The organism is Leptospira sp. GIMC2001 (genome assembly GCF_028462125.1).
In the GTDB taxonomy this organism is placed as follows: domain Bacteria; phylum Spirochaetota; class Leptospiria; order Leptospirales; family Leptospiraceae.
Window position 1 is genome coordinate 2,333,281 of the sequence record NZ_CP115468.1, and the last position, 25,583, is coordinate 2,358,863.

The 25,583-nt window shown below is 38.2% G+C and carries 13 protein-coding genes; 4 read left to right on the forward strand and 9 right to left on the reverse strand.

Translation table 11 applies throughout. From position 1 onward, the window contains the following. Window positions 1–104: 104 nt before the first annotated feature. The 5 genes from O4O04_RS12335 to O4O04_RS12355 form a co-directional block, all read right to left on the reverse strand. Window positions 105–1,253, reverse strand: coding sequence for a Kelch repeat-containing protein (locus O4O04_RS12335; RefSeq protein ID WP_272532026.1), 1,149 nt, complete (start codon window positions 1,251–1,253; stop codon window positions 105–107). 62 nt (window positions 1,254–1,315) lie between these two features. Continuing rightward, window positions 1,316–3,529, reverse strand: coding sequence for an RHS repeat-associated core domain-containing protein (locus O4O04_RS12340; RefSeq protein WP_272532027.1), 2,214 nt, complete (start codon window positions 3,527–3,529; stop codon window positions 1,316–1,318). 726 nt (window positions 3,530–4,255) lie between these two features. Beyond that, on the reverse strand, window positions 4,256–4,606 hold the full coding sequence (locus O4O04_RS12345; RefSeq protein ID WP_272532028.1) for a hypothetical protein: 351 nt from the start codon (window positions 4,604–4,606) through the stop codon (window positions 4,256–4,258). A gap of 285 nt (window positions 4,607–4,891) precedes the next feature. Continuing rightward, window positions 4,892–8,722: an RHS repeat-associated core domain-containing protein gene (locus O4O04_RS12350; protein WP_272532030.1), complete on the reverse strand. Its 3,831-nt coding sequence runs from the start codon at window positions 8,720–8,722 to the stop codon at window positions 4,892–4,894. Between the two features lie 306 nt (window positions 8,723–9,028). After that, a complete protein-coding gene (locus O4O04_RS12355; protein ID WP_272532031.1) occupies window positions 9,029–10,081 on the reverse strand; it encodes a DUF1016 N-terminal domain-containing protein in 1,053 nt (350 codons plus the stop codon). A 143-nt stretch (window positions 10,082–10,224) separates the two neighbouring features. Between O4O04_RS12355 and O4O04_RS12360 the strand changes: the two genes are divergently transcribed. Beyond that, window positions 10,225–11,292, forward strand: a complete 1,068-nt coding sequence (locus O4O04_RS12360; RefSeq protein ID WP_272532032.1) for an integrase core domain-containing protein — start codon at window positions 10,225–10,227, stop codon at window positions 11,290–11,292. Between the two features lie 365 nt (window positions 11,293–11,657). Here O4O04_RS12360 and O4O04_RS12365 read toward each other — a convergent pair whose 3' ends face one another. Both O4O04_RS12365 and O4O04_RS12370 read right to left on the reverse strand, forming a co-directional pair. Next, complete coding sequence (locus tag O4O04_RS12365) at window positions 11,658–12,179, reverse strand: hypothetical protein (protein WP_272532033.1); 522 nt, start codon at window positions 12,177–12,179, stop codon at window positions 11,658–11,660. Next, window positions 12,176–19,216 carry an RHS repeat-associated core domain-containing protein gene (locus O4O04_RS12370; RefSeq protein ID WP_272532034.1) on the reverse strand — a complete coding sequence of 2,347 codons (7,041 nt, stop codon included), beginning with the start codon at window positions 19,214–19,216 and terminating at the stop codon, window positions 12,176–12,178. Before O4O04_RS12370 ends, O4O04_RS12365 begins: the two co-directional genes overlap by 4 nt. Before the next feature lie 130 nt (window positions 19,217–19,346). Here O4O04_RS12370 and O4O04_RS12375 point away from each other — a divergent pair, with 130 nt between their 5' ends. Genes O4O04_RS12375 through O4O04_RS12385 form a run of 3 tightly spaced genes read left to right on the forward strand, consistent with a single transcriptional unit; the run spans window position 19,347 to window position 22,323 of the window. Beyond that, window positions 19,347–20,243 carry an LA_3334 family protein gene (locus tag O4O04_RS12375; protein ID WP_272532035.1) on the forward strand — a complete coding sequence of 299 codons (897 nt, stop codon included), beginning with the start codon at window positions 19,347–19,349 and terminating at the stop codon, window positions 20,241–20,243. Beyond that, window positions 20,240–21,658, forward strand: a complete 1,419-nt coding sequence (locus O4O04_RS12380; RefSeq protein WP_272532036.1) for a Kelch repeat-containing protein — start codon at window positions 20,240–20,242, stop codon at window positions 21,656–21,658. Before O4O04_RS12375 ends, O4O04_RS12380 begins: the two co-directional genes overlap by 4 nt. Next, on the forward strand, window positions 21,655–22,323 hold the full coding sequence (locus O4O04_RS12385) for a hypothetical protein (RefSeq protein WP_272532038.1): 669 nt from the start codon (window positions 21,655–21,657) through the stop codon (window positions 22,321–22,323). Before O4O04_RS12380 ends, O4O04_RS12385 begins: the two co-directional genes overlap by 4 nt. A 230-nt stretch (window positions 22,324–22,553) precedes the next feature. Here O4O04_RS12385 and O4O04_RS12390 read toward each other — a convergent pair whose 3' ends face one another. Both O4O04_RS12390 and O4O04_RS12395 read right to left on the reverse strand, forming a co-directional pair. After that, window positions 22,554–23,390 (reverse strand): Rpn family recombination-promoting nuclease/putative transposase, encoded by an 837-nt coding sequence (locus O4O04_RS12390; RefSeq protein WP_272532040.1) that lies wholly within the window; start codon window positions 23,388–23,390, stop codon window positions 22,554–22,556. A gap of 498 nt (window positions 23,391–23,888) precedes the next feature. Next, on the reverse strand, window positions 23,889–25,436 hold the full coding sequence (locus O4O04_RS12395; RefSeq protein ID WP_272532042.1) for a restriction endonuclease: 1,548 nt from the start codon (window positions 25,434–25,436) through the stop codon (window positions 23,889–23,891). Window positions 25,437–25,583 lie beyond the last annotated feature (147 nt).

Genomic DNA, 25,583 nt, shown 5'->3' on the forward strand with positions numbered 1-25,583 from the left:
CAGCACCATTTTTGATAAAATGATGTAAAAAATTAAAATAAAATTTAAAATCGAGCTGGGTGCTGGACGAGGCTCAGTATAGGTCTAAAACATATAAGATAATTTCACCAACCTCCGATGATTGCAATTTTTCCATTTCCTAGCGAAACACAACTACTAAACTGACGTCCTTCTCTTAAAGCTAAAAATTCAACATCCGATTCTGATTCGGTATTATATTCTTGAATTGTATTTGATAACCTATTTCCATTTACACCAAATATATAAAAATTACGATTGTCAAACTGAAAAATACATGACGGATTCGTATAAGCTAGAAATGGATTCGATACACTAGACTCTCCGGTTATTAAATCGTATCGAATAATACGATTATTTCTAACATTTCCGTTCGTAAATCCCCCAATCATTTCCAATTTACTTCCATTCAATTGCCCATTAAGCGTATCTAAGTTTAGTGGTAAACTGGCTAATTCGACAGAAACCCATGTTCCGATAGATATTTGTTCTACTTTGTTAAATATCTCAATTTCTCCCGCATCATCATTAGATCCTCCCAATAAGAATATTTGATCATTCAATCTCACTGCATTCCCAAGAGATCTTGGAAATAACATATTTCCTACTACACTTGAAGCCCCACTGTCTAGATTAAATAACTCTATTTCTGCAATTGGTTTTCTAGATTTCGAGTCTATGCCACCAATGATTAGTATATTTTTTTCGTCCAGAAGGAATGACTGATGCAGAGACCTTTCAAATAAAAGCGATCCAATGGATCTAATTTCATTCGTTGCAAAGATAAATTTCTCAACAATTTTCATATCTACTTCATCTTCTCTTTTAGTACCTCCAATGATTACAACATCTCCATTTTCGATTTCTGTTAATGTATGATTCACTCGAGGAGCGGAAGTATTATTTAAATATGCAAAATCATTCCAATCTGAATTTATTCGTAAAACAGATTTTTGAATTGAGCCACCACCCAGTCCACCAACAGACAGTATACTTCCATCTTTTAACTTGAGTGATTTCATTCCCCTTAATGCGACATCTAATCTTTTGGAAATAGGATAGTATGATCTGCTTGCAATGTCTACTATTTGAATTTCACGACTATCCGGTCTTGAATAAATTTCGATAATACTGAGTTGAAATAGAAGATCGAAAGGATCCTCGTCATCGGAAGGGTTAATTATGTTACAGTTTGCTAAAATAAAAATCAATACTATAAATCGCCAATTTTGCATTTGTTTTACTCCTGTTTCTTGTTCAAAAATTTATTTACTTATGAGGATGCTCGACACTAACACTAAGGTGCCCCACATACTGTAAATCCAAAAAGAGTAATGCAAGTCGCCGTCCCATTCGGATCTCTCGGTTTATCAGAAAAACAGGTAACTGTATAAACTAAGAGAACACAGTCTGCTCCTGCACCGCTACTTATAGGATCTTGTGGATTGCTAGTTAAATATATATTATCTTTATTATCATTGCAAATCGTAGGATCTTTTGCATCACAGAAACTTGGTGGAGGTCGATAACCTGATAGGGCCATGTAATAGGACGATACAATAGAAGAATATACTTGCAAATCTTTATACATCGCATTATGTTTTCTTCTACTTCCTGGCAGAATTGATCGATCCCTTTTACGCTTAGCATTATCTTGTAAGTAACCGAGCGCAGTAGCTGCAACCGCTAAGAGAAATGTTGCATCGGAAATAGACTTATTATCAATAAAAAGTAACACGGCAGCTGTTAGAACGGCTCCTGCGAAAAACCTAGCTAAACTTCTTTGTCCTTGACCATTACTATTATGAAAATAATAATTTAGAGATCTTGTGGCACTTTCTTTAAGCCCTCCAATTCCTCTAGATAGATCATTATTTCGTTGAAAGCCACCGCGTGCTTTGTCCTTACCTCGACCGACACCATAAGCTGCTGCTGCCCAAGTCATGGCTTCTTGGTCACTAGATCCACCCTGCTTTGAAACTAAGTATGCTACTGCCGCATAAGCCCAACTATTACTAATTCTATTTCCAGAAGAATCCCCAAATTTAGTTGGATTCCCTTCCACATACATCATCCGATTCATACCTTGAATTTTGTCTGTAAATAAAATACTGTCATTCTGTATAAACCTTCCTATAGCAGGATCGTAGTATCTTGCTTTGTAATACATCAATCCTGATTCACGATCTTCCTCTTGACCTGTGTATTTGTATTTAGATACATCCGGCCCATAAGAATCGGTTCGAAGTATCTCACCATAAGGTCTGTAGCTGATATGAGATTTACCACCCATCTCACCGCCTGCGAGAACATTGCCCATTCCGTCTGTTACCATTGTTATGCTACCGAGATGATCGGGATGCATAAAGAACATTCCTGGGATTCTCGCAGTTGCTTGGCTTGCACTGCCTCCACCACCGCCACCTAAGTTAGCAGGTTCAGTGTTTACACTAGGCGTATCAGCAGGTATACCAAGTCCGAGTAGCCAAGGAGGAACTCCTTCTTCACTAGATGCTCCACCATAGAAGGCAGGTGAGCAACTGTAGATATTGATGAAGAGAAAGGGAATCAATGCGAGTGCAGATGCGAATCTAGCAGAGACTTGAATCTCTGTAGATATTTGAATACTTGCGTAGATTGCAAGGAGTAGCAATCCCATCCAGAGAAATAGTTTTACTGGCGCAACAACCGTATATCCTGAGCGGAGAATCTGAACGCTTGGGATTCCTTCCCACACAAGACTTAGGTCTCTTTTGATTTCGTTGTAGCCTGTGATTATGATAAAGGCAACATCTTGTTCATTTTGTGCGGAAAGAGAATCGTTGATCGCAACTCCATTGAGTAGATTGGCATCAGGTCTTGTATATTGCGATACAATATCTCCCTCTATTCCAGTTATATACATGGTATGCTTTTCTGGAACACCAGGTGATCTGTGGATCTCGTAGTAGTTTCCAAAACTATACGTTGTTGTATCAGCATTCTTTAGATATTTCTTGATTCTATGTCCTGTATGATCGTAACTGTAAGTGAACACGTCTCCACCAGCAGTTGTGATCTCACTCAGTTTCGATCTGCTGTCATATCGGTATATATCACCGTTACGATTCGTTAGGTTTCCGATTGAGTCATAGCTGTAGTTGACTGCACCAGTCTCAGTTGAGTTTGCTTGTGTCACAGCATGAACATGACTTGGATTATTATATTGAAGACTAAACTTTCCTCTCTTAGTGAGGTTTCCGTTCTGGTTGTAGCTGTAGTTCTCTTCGCCGTATTTGCCTATGGCTTTTGTTACACGGTTGATAACGTCATACTCAAATTCTTGATTTCTGGTTTCGTTCATTAGATCAGATATCTTAGATATATTGCCTTTGTTGTCATATTCGTATGAGACTCTCTGTTCAATATGTCCATCACCCAGTCTTGTTGTGATTGCATTCGGTCTCTGTCTGAGTCTGTCATAGGCGATGTCCATTTCAACCTTATTTCTTCTGGGCGATCTCCTATCCATTTCTTTAAACTATCCTCGTATAACAATTCGTCTACTATTTTCCGAAATAGATAGGAACCGGGCTCTCCCTCGACGAGGGCGCTCGGTCGATCCCTATCGCAGGATTAATCTTCTCTGCTGTTTTACCCCTGGTTGAAACCAGGGGCTAACAGCTACATTCTTCACCGTTGGCTAATAATCCAACAAATGAAGACATTGTTAATATTTAAACTTTCTTTAATTTAGGTTAACTTCAATAATTCAATTCTCGATCGATTCAAATATTCTGTCTAGGATTATTATGTTTAGTTTTATTATTTACTCATATCGCAATCAATAAAGAAACTCCCATACCTTCCGAGATAGAGAAACCTCCTCATTCTAAGTTAGTTGCTACTCCAGTATTGAATGGACTCTATCATATCTATTCGTACGAAAAAGCTGCTTAAGGTTTTAATTTAGATTGAATCTTTTTTCTATACATTATCATAGAGAACCCATATCTACATCATTGAAAAATGCACACACTTCTGCAATTATCGAGATTTTTTCGATATATTCTTCAATTTTAGTTTCAATTCCAATACTTTAAGTCATTCAAATCGAATAAATGTCTAACATAACAGACAATATATCCAATGAATTAGTTATTACGAGGCTCAACCATTTTTGATTAGTTGACGTTATAATATTAAATAAATTTTAAAATGGTTCTGGGTGCTGGGCGAGCCTCAAAAGCTCACTTAACTAATCTTTCTCAATATCACAATATTCTATCATAATACAAAATTCTCCAAAGGGAATAAAATTGTATGAATAATAGATTGTTTCAACCCTTGAAACAGATTTAATATACACCATTTCATTAAATCCTAACTTTTCAATTTCATTTTCAAGATCAAAATTTCCACCTAATAACGAACTTTTACAATTTTTGAAATTCTTTGGTTCACAATTGACGCTTTTTGGTTTGAATTTTTTTAATGAGAACCTATCTTGAGAATATATTGGTAGAATCATCATAAAAAAATATAATAAAAATAAATATATTCTATTTCCCATACGAAATTTCACCTTGAAATATAATACAATCTTCATTCCTATTCCTACTACTATATTGACGAAATTCTATCAAATTATTATGAAAAATAGTGTTCGAATAAACTTTTTCCAAATAAATCATTAAGTCACTAGATATCTCTACTCGACTTGAATATATAGGATAACATTTTTCAATTTTTATACGCTGCATATTAATTTTGTCAGTAGTTTCAAGACTTACACCTTTATAGTAAATAAAATTTCCAGGATAATGTTCAGTTTTTATTTCAAACGTATTGCATTTCGAACAAAATAAGAACAGCAATGTGATAATTGAATTATTTATCTTGAAAAACATTGAACATTTCCCGATGGATTTGAGCATATTTGTGCTAAGGTGGCGATGGGCATAATAACTATAGCAATACCAGAAGCAATTGGTCCAAGTAAATCGTCCAATCCATAGACGATGATATTATAAATGGTCCCATCTGGGATTAAACCCATAAGCGATCTTGCAAGATCAATATCGTCAAAGTTTTTCCGAACATATTTGGCAGAATTAGTTAATTCGACAGACAAATCATTGTTTCTCAGAAAACCGCCTTTTTTCTTGTCAATACCTCTACCGACTTGAAATCCGGCAACACCCCATGCAACTGCTTCCTCATCAGTAGCTCCGCCCGCCTTAGCCACAAAATACGCAGTTGCACTATATCTCCATGATGCACTATTAGCTGACTTTCTGGAGTAGTCCTGTACTAAATGATCATTCCTTGATCCCATCCTAGAAATATCATTATTTCGACCGAATCCACCTCGCGCTTTGTCTTTGCCTCGACCCACTCCATAAGCAGCAGCTGCCCACATCATAGCATTTTGATCTGATTCTCCACCTTGTTTCGCAACAATATATGAAATAGCCGCATAAGCCCAGCTATTACTAATCTTATTTCCACTCTTATCGCCATACCTCACAGGATTCCCCTCAACATACATCATCCGATTCATACCTTGTATTTTCCCTGGGAACGCCATGCTGTCAGCCTGAATAAATCTTCCCATTGCTGGGTCATAATATCTTGCTTTATAATACATCAATCCACTCTCACGATCTTCCTCTTGTCCTGTGTATTTGTATTTAGATACATCCGGCCCATAAGAATCAGTTCTCAATATCTCACCATAAGGTCTGTAGCTGATATGTGACTTTCCACCCATCTCACCGCCTGCGAGAACATTGCCCATCCCATCTGTTACCATGGTTATGCTACCAAGATGATCGGGATGTAGGAAGAACATGCCAGGTATGCGAGCTGTGTTCTGTCCTCCGACTCCACTAGATCCACCGCCACCTAAGCTAGCTGGTTCTGTGTTTACACTAGGTGTATCAGCAGGTATACCAAGTCCGAGTAGCCAAGGCGGAACTCCTTCCTCACTAGATGCTCCACCATAGAAGGCAGGTGAGCAACTGTAGATATTGATGAATAGAAAGGGAATCAATGCGAGTGCAGATGCAAATCTTGCAGAGACTTGCACTTCACTAGATATTTGAATACTTGCGTAGATTGCAAGGAGTAGCAAACTTATCCAGAGAAATAGTTTTACTGGAACTTGGACAGTATATTCTGTCCGTAGAATAGATACATTTGGAATACCATCCCATACTAACGATAAGTCTCTTTTGATTTCACTGTAGCCTGTGATCATGATGAAGGCTATATCTTGTTCATTTTGTTCGGAAAGAGAATCGTTGATCGCAACCTCATTCAGTAGATTCGCATCAGGTCTTGTATATTGCGATACAATATCTCCCTCTATTCCGGTTATATACATTGTATGCTTTTCTGGAACACCAGGCGAACGGAAGATCTCGTAGTAGTTTCCAAAGCTATATGTTGTTGTATCAGCATTCTTTAGATACTTCTTGATTCTATGTCCTGTATGATCGTAGCTGTAAGTGAATAAATCTCCACCAGCAGTTGTAATCTCACTCAGTTTTGATCTGCTGTCATATCGGTAGATGTCTCCGTTACGATTCGTTAGGTTTCCGATCGAGTCATAGCTGTAGTTGACTGCACCAGTCTCAGTTGAGTTTGCTTGGGTTACAGCATGAACATGACTAGGATTGTTGTATTGGAGACTAAACTTTCCTCGTTTAGTGAGGTTTCCGTTCTGGTTGTAGCTGTAGTTTTCTTCACCATATTTTCCGATTGCTTTGGTTACTCGGTTGATTGAATCATATTCGAATATTTGATTTCTCGTTTCATTCATTAGATCAGATATCTTGGATATATTGCCTTTGTTGTCATATTCGTATGAGACTCTCTGTTCAATATGTCCATCACCTAGTCTTGTCGTGATTGCATTCGGTCTCTGTCTGAGTCTGTCGTAGGCGATGTCCATTTCAACCTTATTTCCAGTTTTTCTTCTCACTATGAGTTTTCCGTCTTCTTCAATCGGTCCATAATATTGAACCACTGGTTGGTTTGCATAGCTTCCGTCATGAGCGTGGATAAGGATGGTTGTAAGCTGTCCAGATGGTAGATAGACATTCTCAATCTTTGTTCCTTCAGGATAGGTAAATGTTTTCATTCGTCCGAGTTCATCGTAGCTTCTTTGGAAGTATAGAGTTAGATCGTCTATAGAACGTTTCTCGACAATGGCTTGTCCTTTTGCATCGTAGGCGATTTCTGTGAGTCCTGATGCGTCGGAGATTTTAGTGAGTTTTCCAATTGTATTAGAGTTGGATATTGAGTTTGGAGCATCGTATGTATAGATTGTAGCTGTCTCAGACGGCAGTCCTCCACCAGAAGATTCTATTTTTGTGATTCTACCCAAGCCATCTAGTGTAAAGTTTTGGGTCACGCCTCTTGCATCCGTCTGTGTGGTCATCTCTCCAGCTAGATTGTAGGTATAGCTCACAGTTCCCGAGTTTTGGTCTGATTGTGTCTTCTTGCGTCCACCAAGATCATAGGTCATCGACGTGTTTGCATTCCCTGGATCTTTTACCTGTACAAGTTGTCCTTTGGTGTTGTAGGTATATTGGATGGTTTTGCCTTGAACAGTTTTACTAATTAGTTGTCCAAAGTTATCTGATGTAGCAGTTTCTGTTCGAATCACTTCTCCGTCTTTGGATATGGTGATTTGTGTTGAGTTTAGAGAATAAACAATTTCAGTAATCTCACCTGTATTCGCTGTTATACGCTTCGGTCTTTGTTGATTGTCTTCGTTGGATGCATAGTATTCTGTGGTTGTCCAGGTTGGAGTCTCTCCTGTCAGATAGGCATGGCTCTTCTGGAATGCTCGTCCTTTTGAGTCATATTTCGTTTCTTCTGTGGATGTAATTCCCGATGTCACGAGGCTTTCTGTACGTTTTGTCTTACCTTCTTTGTCAGCTACTGTCTTTGTCCAGCTATCTCCGCTCACGCTATGAGATACGGTGGTGGTCGTCATCTGGCTACCTGCATTTTCGTAGAACATAGACTGAACTTTGTTTCCATTGAAATGAACTTCAGTTGTTCTACCATATTTATCATAGTTCATAGTAGTGATATTTCCATTCGCATCCACCGAGGACAATTCTAGATCTGTGATTGGATCATATTCTTTACTAGTAGTCTGTCCAATTGCGTTTGTGGCTGTGATCGGAAGGTTGCCGTTGGTTCCGCCGTAGGTATATTGCAAGCTTCTGCCAAGGCTATCGGTTTGAGTTACGACATTACCAATTGAGTCATAGGTAAAATACTGAGCATACCATTTTCCTGCATCCACAAGTTTTGATTCGCTTGTCACATTTCCGTTATTGTACGTTCTCTTTACATGCGATACCATTTCTCCGTTGACGCTTGTGATTTCTTCGATGGGTTCGGCAAGGATTCCAATTCCTGGTTCACTTGCATAGAAAGCTTCTTGCGTCGTGAGTCGTCCGTTCCAGTTTTCTGTGATTGTTGCTGGGCTATATGCGTAGCTTGAATTGTAGGTTGTTGTGGTTGTCTTTGTATCTTTGAGTTGGCCGTTCACATAACTAAGTGATGATGTGTTTTTTTTGGGCGATCCCAGCACCATTTGTAAATGTTTGTGTAATAAATAAATTACGAGTAAACAATACAAATGCTGCTGGGTCGGGCTCTCAGCTACGGTCAATAAATTGTTATTTATTTTCAATATCATAACCTTCCCTTAACTTCAATTTATTGACCCCGCTTCGACAAGCCCAGCATCCAGGGCGGTGAAGCTGGTGCTGGGTCCCTATCGCTGGATTAATCTTCTCTGCTGTTTTACCCCTGGTTAAAACCAGGGGCTAACAGCTACAGTCTTCACCGTTGGCTAATAATCCAACAAATGAAAAGATTGTTACAATTTAAACTTTCTTTAATTTACGCTAACTTCAATAATTCTATTCTCTATCTATTCAAATATTCTGTCTAGGAATAATAAACATTTTATATATTTTACGAATATTTTTATTGTTACAAATTATATTCTTACCGCCAAACCTTCCTGTAATAATCGATTGTTTAAGTAGTTTCCTTCCTCCATTACTTTTTTCTCATTCCATTCACTAGGAATATAAAATACATCCGCTAAATATCGATCATACAAATCTGTTCCAGAAGTTTTGATAATTAGAAAATTACAATCTTTCAATTCTGACTCAATGAATTTCTTAGATTTCTGTCCACCTCTCTCTGTAAGCTCAGGAGAGTCAAGTCCACGAAGACGTAATCTCTGTTCAATAAAAACAGAAAAGCCTAGATCGATGTGAACTAAGATACTATCTCCATCAATCACTCGATCAAGGTAAGCTTTGTATGTAAATAATTCTCTAACAGCATCCGTTTTTTCAAATCGGAATCCATGGCTAGTCTTTGATGCTGTTACAATTGATCCAGGTTTATATTTCTCTAAATTAGATTTCTCACCTAACTCATATTTAACTCTGAATCCAAGGTCAACATTTTGCACGACTCGTGCAAAATTCAAACTAAAATTCCCTGATACACGGTATCTAAATAGCTCTAAACTAGGTCGTTTTAGCTGGTTTTTGGTGGAATTTAGATCTAAATCGGTGGATTTACCATTTTCTTGGGCTTGGTTGATCTCTTTTACCAATTTCTGAAATTCAGTGGTTGTCAGATTTTCTTTTACAATTTTAGATTCAAATCGATCTCTAATCTTCTTATCATCTATTCCTAGTAATATTCGATAGTTAGTCCAAGATATTAAAGGTTGTATATTTTTTAGTTTGTATACTTGATAGAAACTTCGCATATATGCAAGATTGCGTACAGAGAATCCTTTGCCATACTTTCGATTTAGATCTTTAGACAATTGCTTTATTATCTGTTCGCCATACTTCGCTCGATCCTGATTGCCCTGTTCTACTTTAACTATCTTCTCACCGATTCTCCAATTTGAAACCAACACAGCACTGTTCCAGTTCTCATTGCCTTCACTCAATGCTGATTCATGAATATTTGCTATATCGGCAATTAGAGTTTGGTATTGTTTTCCAAGTGTCGAAGGCATTGTTATTCTATGATAAAATTCCTGTTATATTCAGTGCCCACATTGTTATTCTAATCATAATACATATTCGATATTAATCCACTATTTTATTTGTTTTATATTATTTTTATTTACTCAAATTTATCAGATGTTATTTCTTTTCAATGGATTCAATATTCTCTTGTTTCATATTTTTCCTAATCTTTGTTACTATCCTAAGTCAGATCTACTCCAAGAATCAACTCATTTTAGAAAACCTACTTCTAAAATCTCAACTCGCTTCATTCAAAAGAAGATTTAAGAAATTCCATACAACTCCCATCGTGAGATTGCAAATACTGGCTCTATCACTTTTTTTAACCAACTGGAAAGAATCCCTAATCTTAGTCACACCTGAGACTCTTCTATCTTGGAGGAAAGATTGGTTTAAGAAGTTCTGGACTTCGATCTGTACAAGAAAGAAATCTGGAAGACCTATGACTCCTTGGGATACAATCAAAACAATCCGAAGATTAGCCAAAGAGAACTGTATCTGGGGAGCAACTAAGCTTCATGGGCTAATGTTGAAGTTAGGTTTCGATATTTGCGAGAGAACCATATCCAAATACATTCCAAACCGACCAATTCATCCTAAGAAAAGGCTCTCTTGGAAGAACTTCTATAATCTACATGCTGATTGCATTGTTGTGAAAGATTTCTTTTCAGTCTATTCAGTTAATTTTCAAGAAATCTATCGTGTTCTATTCTGTATGCATCTTGGAACAAGAAGAATCTTACATTACGAAATTCATACTCATCCAACAACTTATTGGGTTCGAAGAATCTTAAAACTATCCATTAGAAAAGCTGTTAAATCAGATCTATCGATCAAATATGTTATTTCCGATAATGATTCTTTGTTTGGTAAACGCATCACTCGATTTCTAGGTAAGACTAAAATCAAACATAAGAGAACTTCTATACGCTCTCCTTGGCAAAACGGTTATGCCGAAAGATTTGTAAAAACCTGCAAAGAAGAATTCTTGGATTACTTTATTCCAATGAATCAATTCCATCTGGAAACTAAGCTAGATGAATTCATAATATTCTATAACAATCATAGAACTCATATCGCAATCAACAAAGAAACTCCAATTCCTTCTGTAATAGATAAACCTCCTGATTCTAAGTTAGTTGCTACTCCAGTATTGAATGGACTCTATCATATCTATTCGTACGAAAAAGCTGCGTAAGGTTTTAAATTAGATTGAATCTTTTTTCTCATTGTATCTGGATCGAACTATATCTAAATCTCAAAAACTATTTCAGAAATCTGTGATTTTCGAGTATTTTTCTTAAGTATCCCCCTATTTTAAAATTAAATCCAACTCTTTAAGCCTCGCAAACCCGATATTTGTCTAACATAACAGACAACATATCCAATGAATTAGTTTTTACGAGCCTCACACTTCTGCAATTATCGAGATTTTTTCTATATATTCTTCAATTTTAGTTTGAATTCCAATACTTTAAGCCATTCAAATCGAATAAATGTCTAACATAACAGACAATATATCCAATGAATTAGTTTTTACGAGCCTCAGATCAAACCTCACGATCATAGCACCATAATTCCTTTCAAAGTATCTTTACAATATGGAAAAATACTCGAATTCTCATTGACAGATTTTTTAAAATAGTAAAAACTTGCGTAAATTGTCAAATCTGTTAGACATAGAAAATCTTGTGATCTTTGTTTACTGCATTTTGTAACTACAGGATCATTCTCGAAACCTGTAATAATTTTATCTGGATCCGTACCTTCTAAATTGTTAATTTTATATATATCAATACAAACTTCCTCTTCGATACCATCAACATTTAAGGTCCTAGTCACAGAACCATTATAATCATAATTTCCAAACCCAAAACCTGATGTTAGTGAGCTAAGTAGGTATAAGTTTAGAATTGATAAGATATAGTTGTTTGCTTCAACAACTGTCCTATCTCTAACTTCCCTTACTTCATAATCCTTATTACAGTTACTTACGAAAAATAATATTATAGCTAAACTAAATACTATACTGTATTTACTAATATCTTTGATCGTTAATTTCTCTTGTTTAATCTCTTTAATCATGGACAATTTCCTCCATTAGCAACGTATATATCATATGTACATTTATTTCCATCCGAATCTGTGCAAATCCCCACCTGATTACATGGGCCATTTTCAGGAATATCTTCTGGAACACTAACATCTGTACCACATCTAAGCGAACATACCCTAATTGTTACTAGGACTATAAACCAAAATTTTATTTGATCATTTATAAATTGCTTTTTTTGTTCTTGAGTCTTTTTTTGTGGCGGGGTAATGAACTGTCCATAGTTCTTTTTAATTGCGGCGTTTGCATAATATCTTATATCGTTGCCCCTGTTTCGGGAATATTCCCCTCCACTAATTAGCCATCGCGCACCTCCATCAATCCCACGACCGGCTTTTCTAGCTGCATAATCAATTCCTCTTCCCATGCTTTTTCCATGATGATCAATTCCTCTACCTAGACTTCTTGCTAATGAATCAACAATTTTAAAACCTCCAACTAAATGTTTAATCATTTTTCTTACTCTACCCCTAATTTCTGATGATTTCCCAGTAGAATCAGTATAACTAATCGGATTTCCATCAACATACATCATTCTATTCATTCCATTAATCTTACCAGGAAAAGTCATACAATCAGCTTGTATAAACCTTCCCATTGCAGGATCATAGTATCTTGCTTTGTAATAGATCAATCCTGATTCACGATCTTCCTCTTGTCCTGTGTATTTGTATTTACTCACATCTGGTCCAAATGAATCAGTTCTCAATATCTCACCATACGGTCTATAGCTGATATGTGACTTTCCACCCATCTCACCGCCTGCGAGAACATTGCCCATCCCATCTGTTACCATGGTTATGCTACCAAGATGATCGGGATGTAGGAAGAACATGCCAGGTATGCGAGCTGTGTTCTGTCCTCCGACTCCACTAGATCCACCGCCACCTAAGCTAGCTGGTTCTGTGTTTACACTAGGTGTATCAGCAGGTATACCAAGTCCGAGTAGCCAAGGCGGAACTCCTTCCTCACTAGATGCTCCACCATAGAAGGCAGGTGAGCAACTGTAGATATTGATGAATAGAAAGGGAATCAAGGCGAGTGCTGATGCGAATCTAGCAGAGACTTGAATCTCAGTGGAGATTTGAATAGATGCGTAGATTGCAAGAAGTAGCAATCCCATCCAGAGAAATAGTTTTACTGGAACTTGGACAGTATATCCTGTTCGGATAATAGATACTGTTGGGATTCCGTCCCACACGAGTGATAAGTCTCTTTTGATTTCGTTGTATCCAGTGATAAACAAGGTAGCAACATCTTGATCATTTTCCTTCGTAATACTTTCGTTGATCGCAACCGCATTCAGTAGATTGGCATCAGGTCTTGTATATTGCGATACAATATCTCCCTCTATTCCTGTTATATACATTGTATGCTTTTCTGGAACACCAGGGGAACGGAAGATTTCGTAGTAGTTTCCAAAGCTATATGTTGTTGTATCCGCATTCTTTAGATACTTCTTGATTCTATGTCCTGTATGATCATATGAATATGTGAACACGTCTCCACCAGCCGTAGTGATCTCGCTCAGTTTAGATCTGCTGTCATATCGGTAGATGTCTCCGTTACGATTGGTTAGGTTTCCCATTGAGTCGTAACTGTAGTTTACTGCACCAGTCTCAGTTGCGTTTGCTTGTGTCACAGCATGAACATGATTTGGATTGTTGTATTGGAGACTAAACTTTCCTCTCTTAGTGAGATTTCCGTTTGTGTTGTAAGAATATGTTTCTTCTCCATATTTGCCAATGGCTTTTGTAACTCGGTTGATACTGTCATATTCGAATATTTGATTTCTCGTTTCATTCATTAGATCAGATATCTTGGATATATTGCCTTTCTTGTCATATTCGTATGAGACTCTCTGTTCAATATGTCCGTCACCCAGTCTTGTTGTGATTGCATTTGGTCTCTGTCTGAGTCTGTCGTAGGCGATGTCCATTTCAACCTTATTTCCAGTTTTTCTTCTTACTATGAGCTTTCCGTCTTCTTCAATCGGTCCATAATACTGAACCACTGGTTGGTTTGCATAGCTTTCGTCATGAGCGTGGATAAGGATGGTTGTAAGCTGTCCTGAAGGTAGATAGACATTCTCAATCTTCGTTCCTTCCGGATAAGTGAATGTCTTCATCCGTCCCAGTTCATCGTAACTTCTTTGGAAGAATAAAGTCAGATCGTCTATAGAACGTTTCTCGACGATGGCTTGTCCTTTTGCATCGTAGGCGATTTCTGTGAGTCCTGATGCGTCGGAGATTTTAGTGAGTTTTCCAATTGTATTAGAGTTGGATATTGAGTTTGGAGCATCGTATGTATAGATTGTAGCTGTCTCAGACGGCAGTCCTCCACCAGAAGATTCTATTTTTGTGATTCTACCCAAGCCATCTAGAGTAAAGTTTTGGGTCACTCCTCTTGCATCGGTCTGGGTTATCATCTCTCCAGCTAGATTGTAGGTATAGCTCACAGTTCCTGAGTTTTGGTCTGATTGTGTCTTCTTGCGTCCACCAAGATCATACGTCATAGACGTGTTTGCATTCCCTGGATCTTTTACCTGTACAAGTTGTCCTATGGTGTTGTAGGTATACTGGATGGTTTTGCCTTGAACCGTTTTGGTTTGGAGTTGTCCAAAGTTATCTGATGTAGCAGTTTCTGTACGAATCACTTCTCCGTCTTTGGATATTGTAATCTGTGTTGAGTTTAGAGAATATGTTATGTCAGTAATCTCACCTGTATTCGCTGTTATACGCTTCGGTCTTTGTTGATTGTCTTCGTTTACTGGGTAGTATTCTGTGGTTGTCCAGGTTGGTGATTCTCCTGTCAGATAGGCATGGCTCTTCTGGAATGCTCGTCCTTTAGCATCATATTTCGTTTCTTCTGTGGAAGTAATTCCCGATGTCACGAGGCTTTCTGTACGTTTTGTCTTACCTTCTTTGTCAGCTACTGTCTTTGTCCAGCTATCTCCGCTCACGCTATGAGATACGGTGGTGGTCGTCATCTGGCTACCTGCATATTCATAGAACATAGACTGAACTTTGTTTCCATTGAAATGAACTTCAGTTGTTCTACCATATTTATCATAGTCCATGGTAGTGATATTTCCATTTGCATCGGTAGATTTGGTTTCTAGATCTGTGATTGGATCATATTCTTTGCTAGTAGTCTGTCCGATTGCATTTGTTGCTGTGATCGGAAGGTTGCCGTTGGTTCCGCCGTAAGTGTACTGGAGACTTCTGCCTAAGCTATCGGTTTGAGTTACGACATTACCAATTGAGTCATAGGTAAAATACTGAGCATACCATTTTCCTGCATCCACAAGCTTTGATTCGCTTGTCACATTTCCGTTATTGTACGTTCTCTTTACATGCGATACCATTTCTCCGTTGATGCTTGTGATTTCTTCAATGGGTTCGGCAAGGATTCCAATTCCTGGTTCATTCGCATAGAAAGCTTCTTGCGTCGTGAGTCGACCGTTCCAGTTTTCTGTAACACTAGCTGGACTGTATGCATAGCTTGGATTGTAGGTTGTTGTGGTTGTCTTTGTATCTTTGAGTTGGCCGTTCACATAACTAAGTGATGTTGTGGATACGGGAAGAACCAGCTTAGAAATTGCAGTTGGATAGTAGATAGCATAGCTCATATCCGTTCTGGATACGATCACAGAATTTGCATCTCTTACTTCTTGCCAAGAGACGCTCCCAGCAAGTTGCGGATTCTGTGAATATCTGGTTGTTACAATTGCTTCTGTAATACCGTTGATTGAATGGGTTTCTGTTACAGTTTCAAATCCCAGATTTGCCGAAGTAATCTCATCTCCCATTTTATATCTTTGATTGGAATAGGAGAAGGATTTGGTAGATTGAGCCGTATCTGCAGACAACTTAGACGTAATGGATGAGACTAGAACCTGCGGGCTGTAATTGGGAACCCCATTTTCATAACTTCGATTAGCTTCCACAACAGCGCTTGGCATATCTTTTTTCCATGCATAGTTGATCTGAGTATAACCGCCATTGCCGTCGGAAATGTTGGTGATCAAACCTTCAGGAAAATCACCATGAGAAAGTACAACTTTTGTTTTGAAATTTCTTCCATATTGAACATATATGTCTGGGACTCCATCACCATTGCGGTCTTCCATGCGAAAGGATTTTACTTCTTCTTCTATAGGTAGATTTATAGTTTTTTGATTGTAATGAGTAAAACCTCCTTTCCCATCACCCAGATAGATTGCATAATTTTTTCCGTTTTCGCCCGTGGGAACAAGAAAGTCTAATTCACCATCAAGATTCACATCTCCGAGTTGGTAGCCTCCAGAACTTTTTGAGAATCCAGATGTTATTGAAGTCGCAGTGGTAGAATTTGAGAATCGCCCTCCTTCGTTTAAGCGAACAACTAACTCTACATCGATGACTTTCTCAATATCATTGAATTTATCATCCATAGAATACGGATTTTTTTTACTTAGTTGGTTCGTGAGACTCACTAGATCGGGCAATCCATCCCCATTTACATCCACAAGCCAATTCATTCCAGGAAGTCCTGCGACTAGAATATTCGATTTTTCTTGTCGCACGCCCAAGCCATTTGGATCAAAATAAGTTACTGCAACCTCGAAGGAATTCAAACTAAAATTTAGGTCAGCAAGTCTTTTGATTTCGTCCTTAATCCGATCACTTTGTTCCGTTACAATATTTCCAATCTTTGGACCAATAAAGAATTCATCGAAGGACGCGATCAGAGTTGCTTCAAAAGAAGAATCCATTTCTTTTTCACCTGCAATAAACTTATCATAGTCTTCTCGATCTGCTTCCCGCAACTGACCTCTCGTCTCAGCAATTTGGCCTCCAGAATAAGCCGATGGGTTAGAAATTATTCCCAATAACTGATTCTTTTGCGGAGCAAACTCAGCTTTCTTCTGCTCAAGTTCTAGGGCATTCTCTTCTTTAATTTTAGTTAAAAAGCTATCGAATTCTCCACCTAGAAGTGGGCGAACCATTACATGATCTAGGTTTCCATCTCCATCCATATCAGCAAAACCTGACAATCGATGAGCAGATGCCTTATCATCGTTAACCGATACCAACTCGATGCTATCATAACCACCTAAGTTGTAAGTCTTTTTCGGGGCAAAATTCCTCCCCGTCGAGAAATACACATGAACAAGCTTTCCTTCAACATGTATAAAATCAGCTCTACCATCACGGTTCCAGTCCATAAGGAAATCACTGTTCTTGTATTCTTCAGCCTTATGATATATAACAGGCATATTTTTTAGATCCACATGCAGAAAAGGTTTAGGTTCTGCATAATAGCTGCCTTCGGAGAAGGCAACATGCAATTTACCACCTGATTGATAAGCAAAATCAGTTCGACCATCTCCATCAATATCTGCTATTTCTGTATAGGTATTGTAACGAATGGGTAGATTGGGAAGAACAGTATCACCAAATTTTCCATACTCGTCATGAACATGCAAAGCCATAGATGTATCCATCCGTCCAAGCAGTCGCGAATATTCCGTGATTCCATCTCCATTGGTATCGGTTGGCATAGCCATTGGAACGGGAGATGTAATTCCATTTTGACAAGAATCAAATCCTCCGAAGAAAAGAAATTCCCCGCAATAATTGATCACTTCTGCAGGACATCCAGGTACCACCGCATAACATATACAAGCTATAGTTCCCCAATCACAAGATTGTCTGTCTTTGATTGGAAAACGTCCAATTCCTTCCGTGCTTGCATATAGGAATTCACTATCATTCTTTGTTGGATTCTGCAAACTCTCCGAGACAACATTCATGATAATTTCACTAGTTGTAGGAGCTGTCGTTATACTACGCTTCAATGCGCTCGGCATTTGTTCTGGAAACCTTCCAGCGAAATTAGAAGAAACATTGAGATTAAGAGTTGACATAGCTCCATTAAAATTTGAAGTCGCAGTTCTTTCGAGCGAAGTCATGTTTCCGCGTCTTGCACCCGCTTGCACCTGACTCATCATCTTACTGAATAGAATCTGTTTGATCAATTCGAACAATCGATCCACAAGATCAATGGATCCACCATAACCTTCATTATTGATTCCTTCATTGGATGATAATTCCATAATTCCACGCGGTTTACCAGTTTTCTGGAAGCTAATGGGTATATGAGTATTTGTGAATGAATCCGTTTTGTATAAAATAGAATTAAGTGAGAAAACTTTACGATCATTATCTATATCATAATCGAGTTCGTAGCTATGCGATTTATCTCCATTTGTATAGAAAGTTATACTTTTGAGAATCTTAGTCTCCTTGCGCTGATTTCGCAGAACAAAACTAATCTTATCATCATTGAAATCATCATAGAGAAACTCAATGGTGCGATTCCCATTGGCATAACGAATCGTTTTCGGAAGAAGATTCCCATCCGATTTATAGTATTCATAGTGGATTTGATTGCCCAAGACGTCTTGTTCTGACTTGATAGCCCAGACCCAATTCTCAGAACCATCCAGTGAAGAAATTGTATGGTCACTCCCATCTCCATACAGCTTCCAATTCCCATCAGGTGACCTCTCAATCCACGAGGCTGGATTGCTTGCATTGCCCTGTGGCTCAAGCCTTGCAAAATTTTCTGCACGAAACCCGTAGTTTCCTGAACCATTGATAAAAACCATAGAACCATTATAACTATGGGAGAATTTTTGCGGTTTGTACGAGTTAGTATCCGCATCCCGACGAATTTCAGGAAGACCAGACAACACCCAACCCTTACCCATAGAAGGAGAACCACCTTGAGAATGATAGCTAAGCGACAATTGTGGAGTCATCCCACTAGTTCCCTCGGGAATATCCAAGGGATACGCCATTGTTAGATTCCCATTTGCATCCACCGAAGGCGCAGGCAGGCTCTGTGGCAGAGGGCTAGTCGAAGAAATAAAGTTAAAAACCAAGGCAATTGCTACAAAAACACCAAAAGCAAGCCCATAGGGAACAATTTTAGAGAAACGTTTTATTCTAATATTTAACAACTTTTTATCCAACATAACATAGCTCACAGAGCTGAATTTTTCTTTATTTGTACAAAATGAACTCTAAAACAACTTAAATTGCATTTTGTTCTTGTTATATTTGATAAAATTTGAATTCTTGTCAATACAAATGAAGAAAAATTTGCTTTTGTTAGTTTTTTTTATGATATTTATGATAAATATGGAATCTTTGTTAGCCGTACAATTGGTATTTCCCAACGGACATCTATTCATTGCTCAACTAGAGACCGAAGATTCTAAAGAAATCACTGTTAAATATAAGGGCATAACATACAAAATACTCAAATCCGATCTCGAATCCTATGACAATTCCAAGACAGGAACGGACAATTCGTACACTATAACAGAGGTAATCTTAGAAGATGGAAGCAAATTTCGCGGACTCTTCGTCGAGGAGAATGACAAGGAGATTATTTTAAAAACAGGAATAGGATTCGTAAATATTAAAAAATACCAGATCAAACCACCCATTCCCATCAAACCAAGTCCACCCGACTTCCCCGAACAATACCGACTTGTTGCAGCCAAAACACCGTTAACTAAGATAGGAATCTCCGCATCCAATATATTGAATATACCAGCCTGGTCACCGGAATACATTAGCTATTCTAAATTCGGATTCTATCTAGAACCAGCCTTCGCTAATTATAAGAGTATAAACTTTGGAATCAGGCTAGACTACCTCCAATTTTTTCCAGCATCCAGTGCAAAAGCCCTGAATGCTCAGATCTATCTAAACTATACAATTTGGGAGACAGAGACTAAAAACTTATCCATCTACACGAATTTAGGCGGAGGCGTATCGAACTTATTATTCAATGCCGATTTAGGATCAGGTTCTAACCGCAATGGAACCGTACCAATTGTTCAACTAGACCTAGGTATGGAATATGCGTTCGCTGAGAACTACTATCTCAGACCAGCCCTACAAACCCTTTGTTTTATTGAGCAGAATGCAAGCAAATGTGCAGCGGGAATCGAGATCAGCGCAGGTGTCAAATTATGAAACCATTCCATTTCTCTCTCTCACAGAATCATATAAGTCTCGTTATATCTGCAATACTCATTCCCATATTTTTTACTCTAGGTTTAGCAAATTGCTCGAACTCATTTCTTGACGAAGCTGTCGCCTCCGGCAATCCAACACTCGAATGGGTAATCGTTCCTCAGATTAACGAGACATCTGCTGTGGTTGTATGGAAGTGCAATGCCAAAGTAGAAGGATTTATCCGTTACGGATCAGTTAATGGCAACGAGACTTGGCTCAGTAGCTTCCTTCCTTCTGATATCCATACCCTCACCATTGGCAATTTCGCAAGCAATGAATTGATCAACTACCAAGTCTTCTGTGGACTAAGTGAGAATGGAATTGGACCTGCATTTTCTTTTGTGTCCCAACCAAGCAACTCAGATATAATCAAAAGATCCATTTGGATAGTCGGCGGAACAGGTTCCAACAAACAGCCCGTATCCGATATAGATTTTTATGATCCTATAGATAACCGATGGTACAATTCTGTAACACAGATTCCAACACCCCGAATCAATGCTCAAGTTCTAACACACCAGAACAAAATCTATATCATTGGTGGAATTCGAGTCAATGGAACAACCACAACAGCCTCCAATCTTACAGAAGTATATGACCCATTTACGAATACCTGGACAACCATGAGTCCTCTACCAACCACCTTACAAGGAGCAGTTGTCGGATCGGTGGGAGAATCCATCTATGCTATCGGTGGAACAACATCAACAGATATGACAACAGGAACAATACTTGATACAGTTCTACGTTTTCAACCAACAGTTGGTGATTCGGGGCAATGGTCTTCTTATACCTCAGCGAACTCAATTTTTGCCCGAGTGGATATGTCAGGATGTGAGTTCAACGGTTCCATCTATATTTCAGGCGGAAGATTCTACCAGAATGGAACGCCACAAGCAACATCTGATAGTTATGTGCCATCTGCCAACTCAACCACGGCAAAAATCGAAGCCTCCAACTCCCTCGCAAGGCATGGATCTGCCTCAGCATGTTATCGCCCAAGGACAGGAGATACAGCGCCCAATGATCCAAGTCTATTCTTGATCGCTGGTGGATCTACTTCAATTGATATCAATCAACCTGTGAATGCAATTGTTCCATCGAATCGATTTGAATATAGTATTCTTGGAACCCAGACCAATAGCTTTGTAATCGGATCCAATCTACCGACCAATCTGTACTATCCAGCGATGGAAATATCTTATGAACAGAGGAAAGCCTATCTATTTGGCGGATCTCAAGAAATCAATCTTCCAGTTGATACCGTTTATAGTTTAGAACTCTCCAGTCCGAGCACATCACCTTGGCAAGATGCGGGCTCCGTCATGCCACGCCCAAGATTCGGACACAAAGCGGTAATCTTAAACAGATGATGGAACACAACAAATCCTCAGTTCATATGCTTTTCCTTCCTAAGAATTCTTACAACAAGTTACTAAGAATTAAATTTTATAGATTGATAACTACGCTTTCTTTGATAATAGCAATATTTGCACCTAACTTCTCTCTCAAGCTGAAGGCAGAAATAAGCGAGAAGGATCATGGAATTATTAGATATCATATCAAGAATCGTGAATATTCGAATGCAAAAAATCTAATCCAGCAACTCTCCATCGTAAATATCAATGACCCCCAACTGGAGCTGCTTTCCACAGAAATTCTAATCTTAGAAGCCGAAGAGGATTACAACAAAGGATTGTATAAATCATCCTATGAAAAATTCTCACATGCAAGCGAGGTTTGGAGCACTCACCAACTAGTCCAACAACGAATTCAAGAATTATCAGCTAGAAAACTTATCGATATTCCAAACAGAAAATCTACAACAAATCCTCATATAAATTCAAGCGAATTATCAGACCTAGCAGATGCAATACGAGATCAGAATGAATTCCTCCAGTCACGCATCTCGTTTTTGGAAGAAATGGTCACCGAACAACATAAAATGATAAGATATACAATCACAACTATTGCTGGTTCATTTGTCCTATTTTTAATTGGAATTGCTCTACTGTTTAGATTTCGAAATCAAAAATAGAAAATCATCACAACCAACACCCAAACTAAACACAACTTTCCGTGACCTTCGTAAGCACTTAGTGAGCTTTGTGGTAAGCTTCGTGTTTCCTTCGTTCCGTCCTGTGGCTAACTCGGAATGTCTACCCACCATCCAGGGGGTTGGGCTGGTGATGGGCCAAAGCCGTCACGAAGGAGCCACTCCGCATAAGGGTTGTGATATAGAAAATTTATCTATAGCTTAATATAAAATCAAATAATTCCGTTTTCTTTCAGCAGACTTTCCGAAAGACCAGTTACTCTTAATATCACTGATAGCTCGATTCCCTCTGCTCTCATCAATCGGGCATCTTCTAATTTACCTTTAAATTCTCCCCTTTCGTAAGTTGCGGCAAGATCATATGCAAAGTCCCTGTCAGATTTAATCCTTTCTTCTAGCTGTTTTCTTTTCTCAGGATCGGCAGAGTAGGATTCTAGTATCTTAAATGCATTCTCTAAATTCGGGGCTTTGTCTATTACAATCGCCATATCTTTCTCCTCTAACTTTGCGGAATTCCGGAATAAATATATCCAGTAATCAAGCTCAGTTTCCAATTCTTCTAATTTCTTTAGAAACTTAGGCAACTCAATAAATACAATCACCAAGTCATCTGTCAACCTAAGTTCTGGATTCCTTTCTTCCTTTAGACTATACTTACTAAAGTAGTCAACAGACGGAAATAATTCAAAATCAACTAAATTTATCTGGTATACCGCTCTTAATTCTGAATATCCATCTCCCTCTTTTAATTGATCGCGAATCATTCCAGCGAGATAAAAAATCGATCTTTTGATAAATACACCCTGAAAACCTACTTGCACCTCAACCTGGAATTCACGACCTTCTCTGTCCTTGGCGCGTATATCCAGAATAGATCTCTTATCTTTTGAGAAGCTTGTCGGAATTTCGGGATTGATAATAGTAAGCTCTTCAATCACTCTATTTCTATCTGTAAAAAGTATGCAATTAATCAGTGATATTAATAATTTTGGGTCTTTGGTAAAAACTGATTTGAATACTAAATCATTGGTTAATGGAAAGAGTTTCATACCAATTCCATCCTCTCTACCCGTCCAGAAACTAGGATGTGAATATAAATATTATCGTGAATAGTATTAGCCACTCAAAGTGGTTTCTAAGAAACATAAGTAAATGAATTGAATATGAAAAAAAATCAGATCACACCGCAGCACAATTACCTTCCGAAAGAAATACAGCTCACACAAAGGCACAGAGGAAGAGGAGAAGAGAAATAGCCATAACTAGCACAAAACCCCAAACAGCTCCTACAGCCTCCACACCTAGCACAGTCCTTTGTGACCTTCGTAAGCACTTAGTGATCTTTGTGGCAAATATTTTTTCTTAACCACAGAGAGCACTAAGTAGACACAGAGCACACAAAGGAAATAAAAACAGAGTATATTAATATCTTAACTAAAAGAAACCCCAAACAGCTTCCACACCTAACATAGTCCTTTGTGACCTATTTATTACTTAGTGAACTTTGTGGTAAATTTCTTCTCTTATTCTTCTTTTTCCAACGAACTTCACTCCAATATTTTACCAAGAAGGATATCGAATTCATTGCCATTGATAAAGAAAAATCTTTCTGCATGTTGTGTGACAAATTTTTTTGCAGCTTCTGTTAGATCAAAATTTCCAATCAAATAACCTTGGTTAGCTTCATAAGCTTCCATTTCGTTTAGCATTTCTCTCAGATAGACATCCGAGATTTTGGAATCTCTCCAACGTCTAAATCGAAAAAGTGCCCGATCCTCTTTATTTTCTTTGGACATACCCGTATAGTTGACACCATCACCATCGGAGTTTGCAACTTCACGAGAGACTCGATAATTCATACTCAGAATCATACGAACACAAGCATTTTTGAAATTGGTACCTTGAAGAGATAAGAATTTCTCAAAGCGATCAACACCAACTTGATCCAGTTTTTTAATAATCTTTTTACCGCCCTCATCCAACATTCCACGAATATTGAAAGGCTTAGTGGTTCGCATACCCGAAAGTTCAAAATATCTTGAATTAGGAAATATATTGCTAAACAATCTCTGAACTTCACCTTCTAGATCATATTCATCTCGAAGTATCGCTAAGTTACCTTGATTGTGTTCTAATTTATACTTTATATTTGCAAGTGCGATTACTTCAGGTTCATGAATTCTCTGGCTTTCGGCTTCAATCAGATACTCAGAAGCCTCCTCATATTTACCTAAATATATACTGCACATTGCAAAATGAATATCGGATTCAATCGTCTCCATGTCCCAACCCGCAAGCCTTGCCATTTCCATACACAATCTTGCATATTTCATAGCCTGACTGTAATTTTCCATGCGAGCCGATACACACATGATGAATTGGAACAAAGTGTAACGAATGTATTCATCATCCATCTGATCAGCAATTTCTTCTGCAATATCAATTGCTTTATCAAATTTATTTTCTTTAGCAAGGGATATCGCAAAAAGAAAGTTAGCAACAGGAGTTTTCTCCATCTTTATTGCTTTTTCAAAAATTGATCTCTCACCCCCCTTCTCCAAACATCCGTTAACTACTCCTTTGGCAACAAAGAATGCAGGCATTTTTATTGTGTCTGGATCAAGCCTAGTAAAGAAAAGATCTGCAATTTTAAAATCCTTTTGACCCAATGCCATAAATCCCAATCTTATACAGGCCGTTGGATTGTTTGGTTCCATTTCAACAGTTGTGAGGTATTGAAAGAATGCTTCTTCGTTTAGATCTTTTGTGTAATAAATGTCTGCAATCCGATTCGAAATTTGAACCGGGTTCATATCCTTTTCAAATTTTCCAATGGAAAGTATTTTGCTCAAATGGTTGGCTTCGTTGAGGGAATCGCCTTCCATTGCATAGATTTTTGCAAGTACCAAGTGGGAACGCGTGTCACCGGGAGATCCGTCCAATTTGTCCCGAATCAAGGCTCTTGCGTCAATAAAACTTCCAGAGGCAGCAAGCGACAGAGCTTTACCGTATATGTCGCGCTGGGACTGCAGGACAAAAGTTCCAACAAGTCCAAGAATTATTATACCAGTTCCTATGAGAATGACGAAGATCATGTTTTAATCATTTGATTTATACCCCTACCAATTTAATCTGACTTCAGATTATGAGCAAAATATCCGTATTGAACTACGCGATCTGCTTTTGGAAAAGGGATTTCATCTATTCCTTATTTACTGGTTTTTTCGCTACTGGCATCTTTT

Bases quoted from the DNA above. Each gene is read 5' to 3' on its own strand.
- O4O04_RS12335 (WP_272532026.1), bottom strand. From the start codon at position 1,253: ATGCAAAATTGGCGATTTATAGTATTGATTTTTATTTTAGCAAACTGT.
- O4O04_RS12355 (WP_272532031.1), bottom strand. From the start codon at position 10,081: ATGCCTTCGACACTTGGAAAACAATACCAAACTCTAATTGCCGATATA.
- O4O04_RS12360 (WP_272532032.1), top strand. From the start codon at position 10,225: ATGGATTCAATATTCTCTTGTTTCATATTTTTCCTAATCTTTGTTACT.
- O4O04_RS12380 (WP_272532036.1), top strand. From the start codon at position 20,240: ATGAAACCATTCCATTTCTCTCTCTCACAGAATCATATAAGTCTCGTT.
- O4O04_RS12375 (WP_272532035.1), top strand. From the start codon at position 19,347: ATGAAGAAAAATTTGCTTTTGTTAGTTTTTTTTATGATATTTATGATA.
- O4O04_RS12385 (WP_272532038.1), top strand. From the start codon at position 21,655: ATGATGGAACACAACAAATCCTCAGTTCATATGCTTTTCCTTCCTAAG.
- O4O04_RS12395 (WP_272532042.1), bottom strand. From the start codon at position 25,436: ATGATCTTCGTCATTCTCATAGGAACTGGTATAATAATTCTTGGACTT.
- O4O04_RS12345 (WP_272532028.1), bottom strand. From the start codon at position 4,606: ATGAAGATTGTATTATATTTCAAGGTGAAATTTCGTATGGGAAATAGA.
- O4O04_RS12350 (WP_272532030.1), bottom strand. From the start codon at position 8,722: ATGATATTGAAAATAAATAACAATTTATTGACCGTAGCTGAGAGCCCG.
- O4O04_RS12365 (WP_272532033.1), bottom strand. From the start codon at position 12,179: ATGATTAAAGAGATTAAACAAGAGAAATTAACGATCAAAGATATTAGT.
- O4O04_RS12340 (WP_272532027.1), bottom strand. From the start codon at position 3,529: ATGGATAGGAGATCGCCCAGAAGAAATAAGGTTGAAATGGACATCGCC.
- O4O04_RS12390 (WP_272532040.1), bottom strand. From the start codon at position 23,390: ATGAAACTCTTTCCATTAACCAATGATTTAGTATTCAAATCAGTTTTT.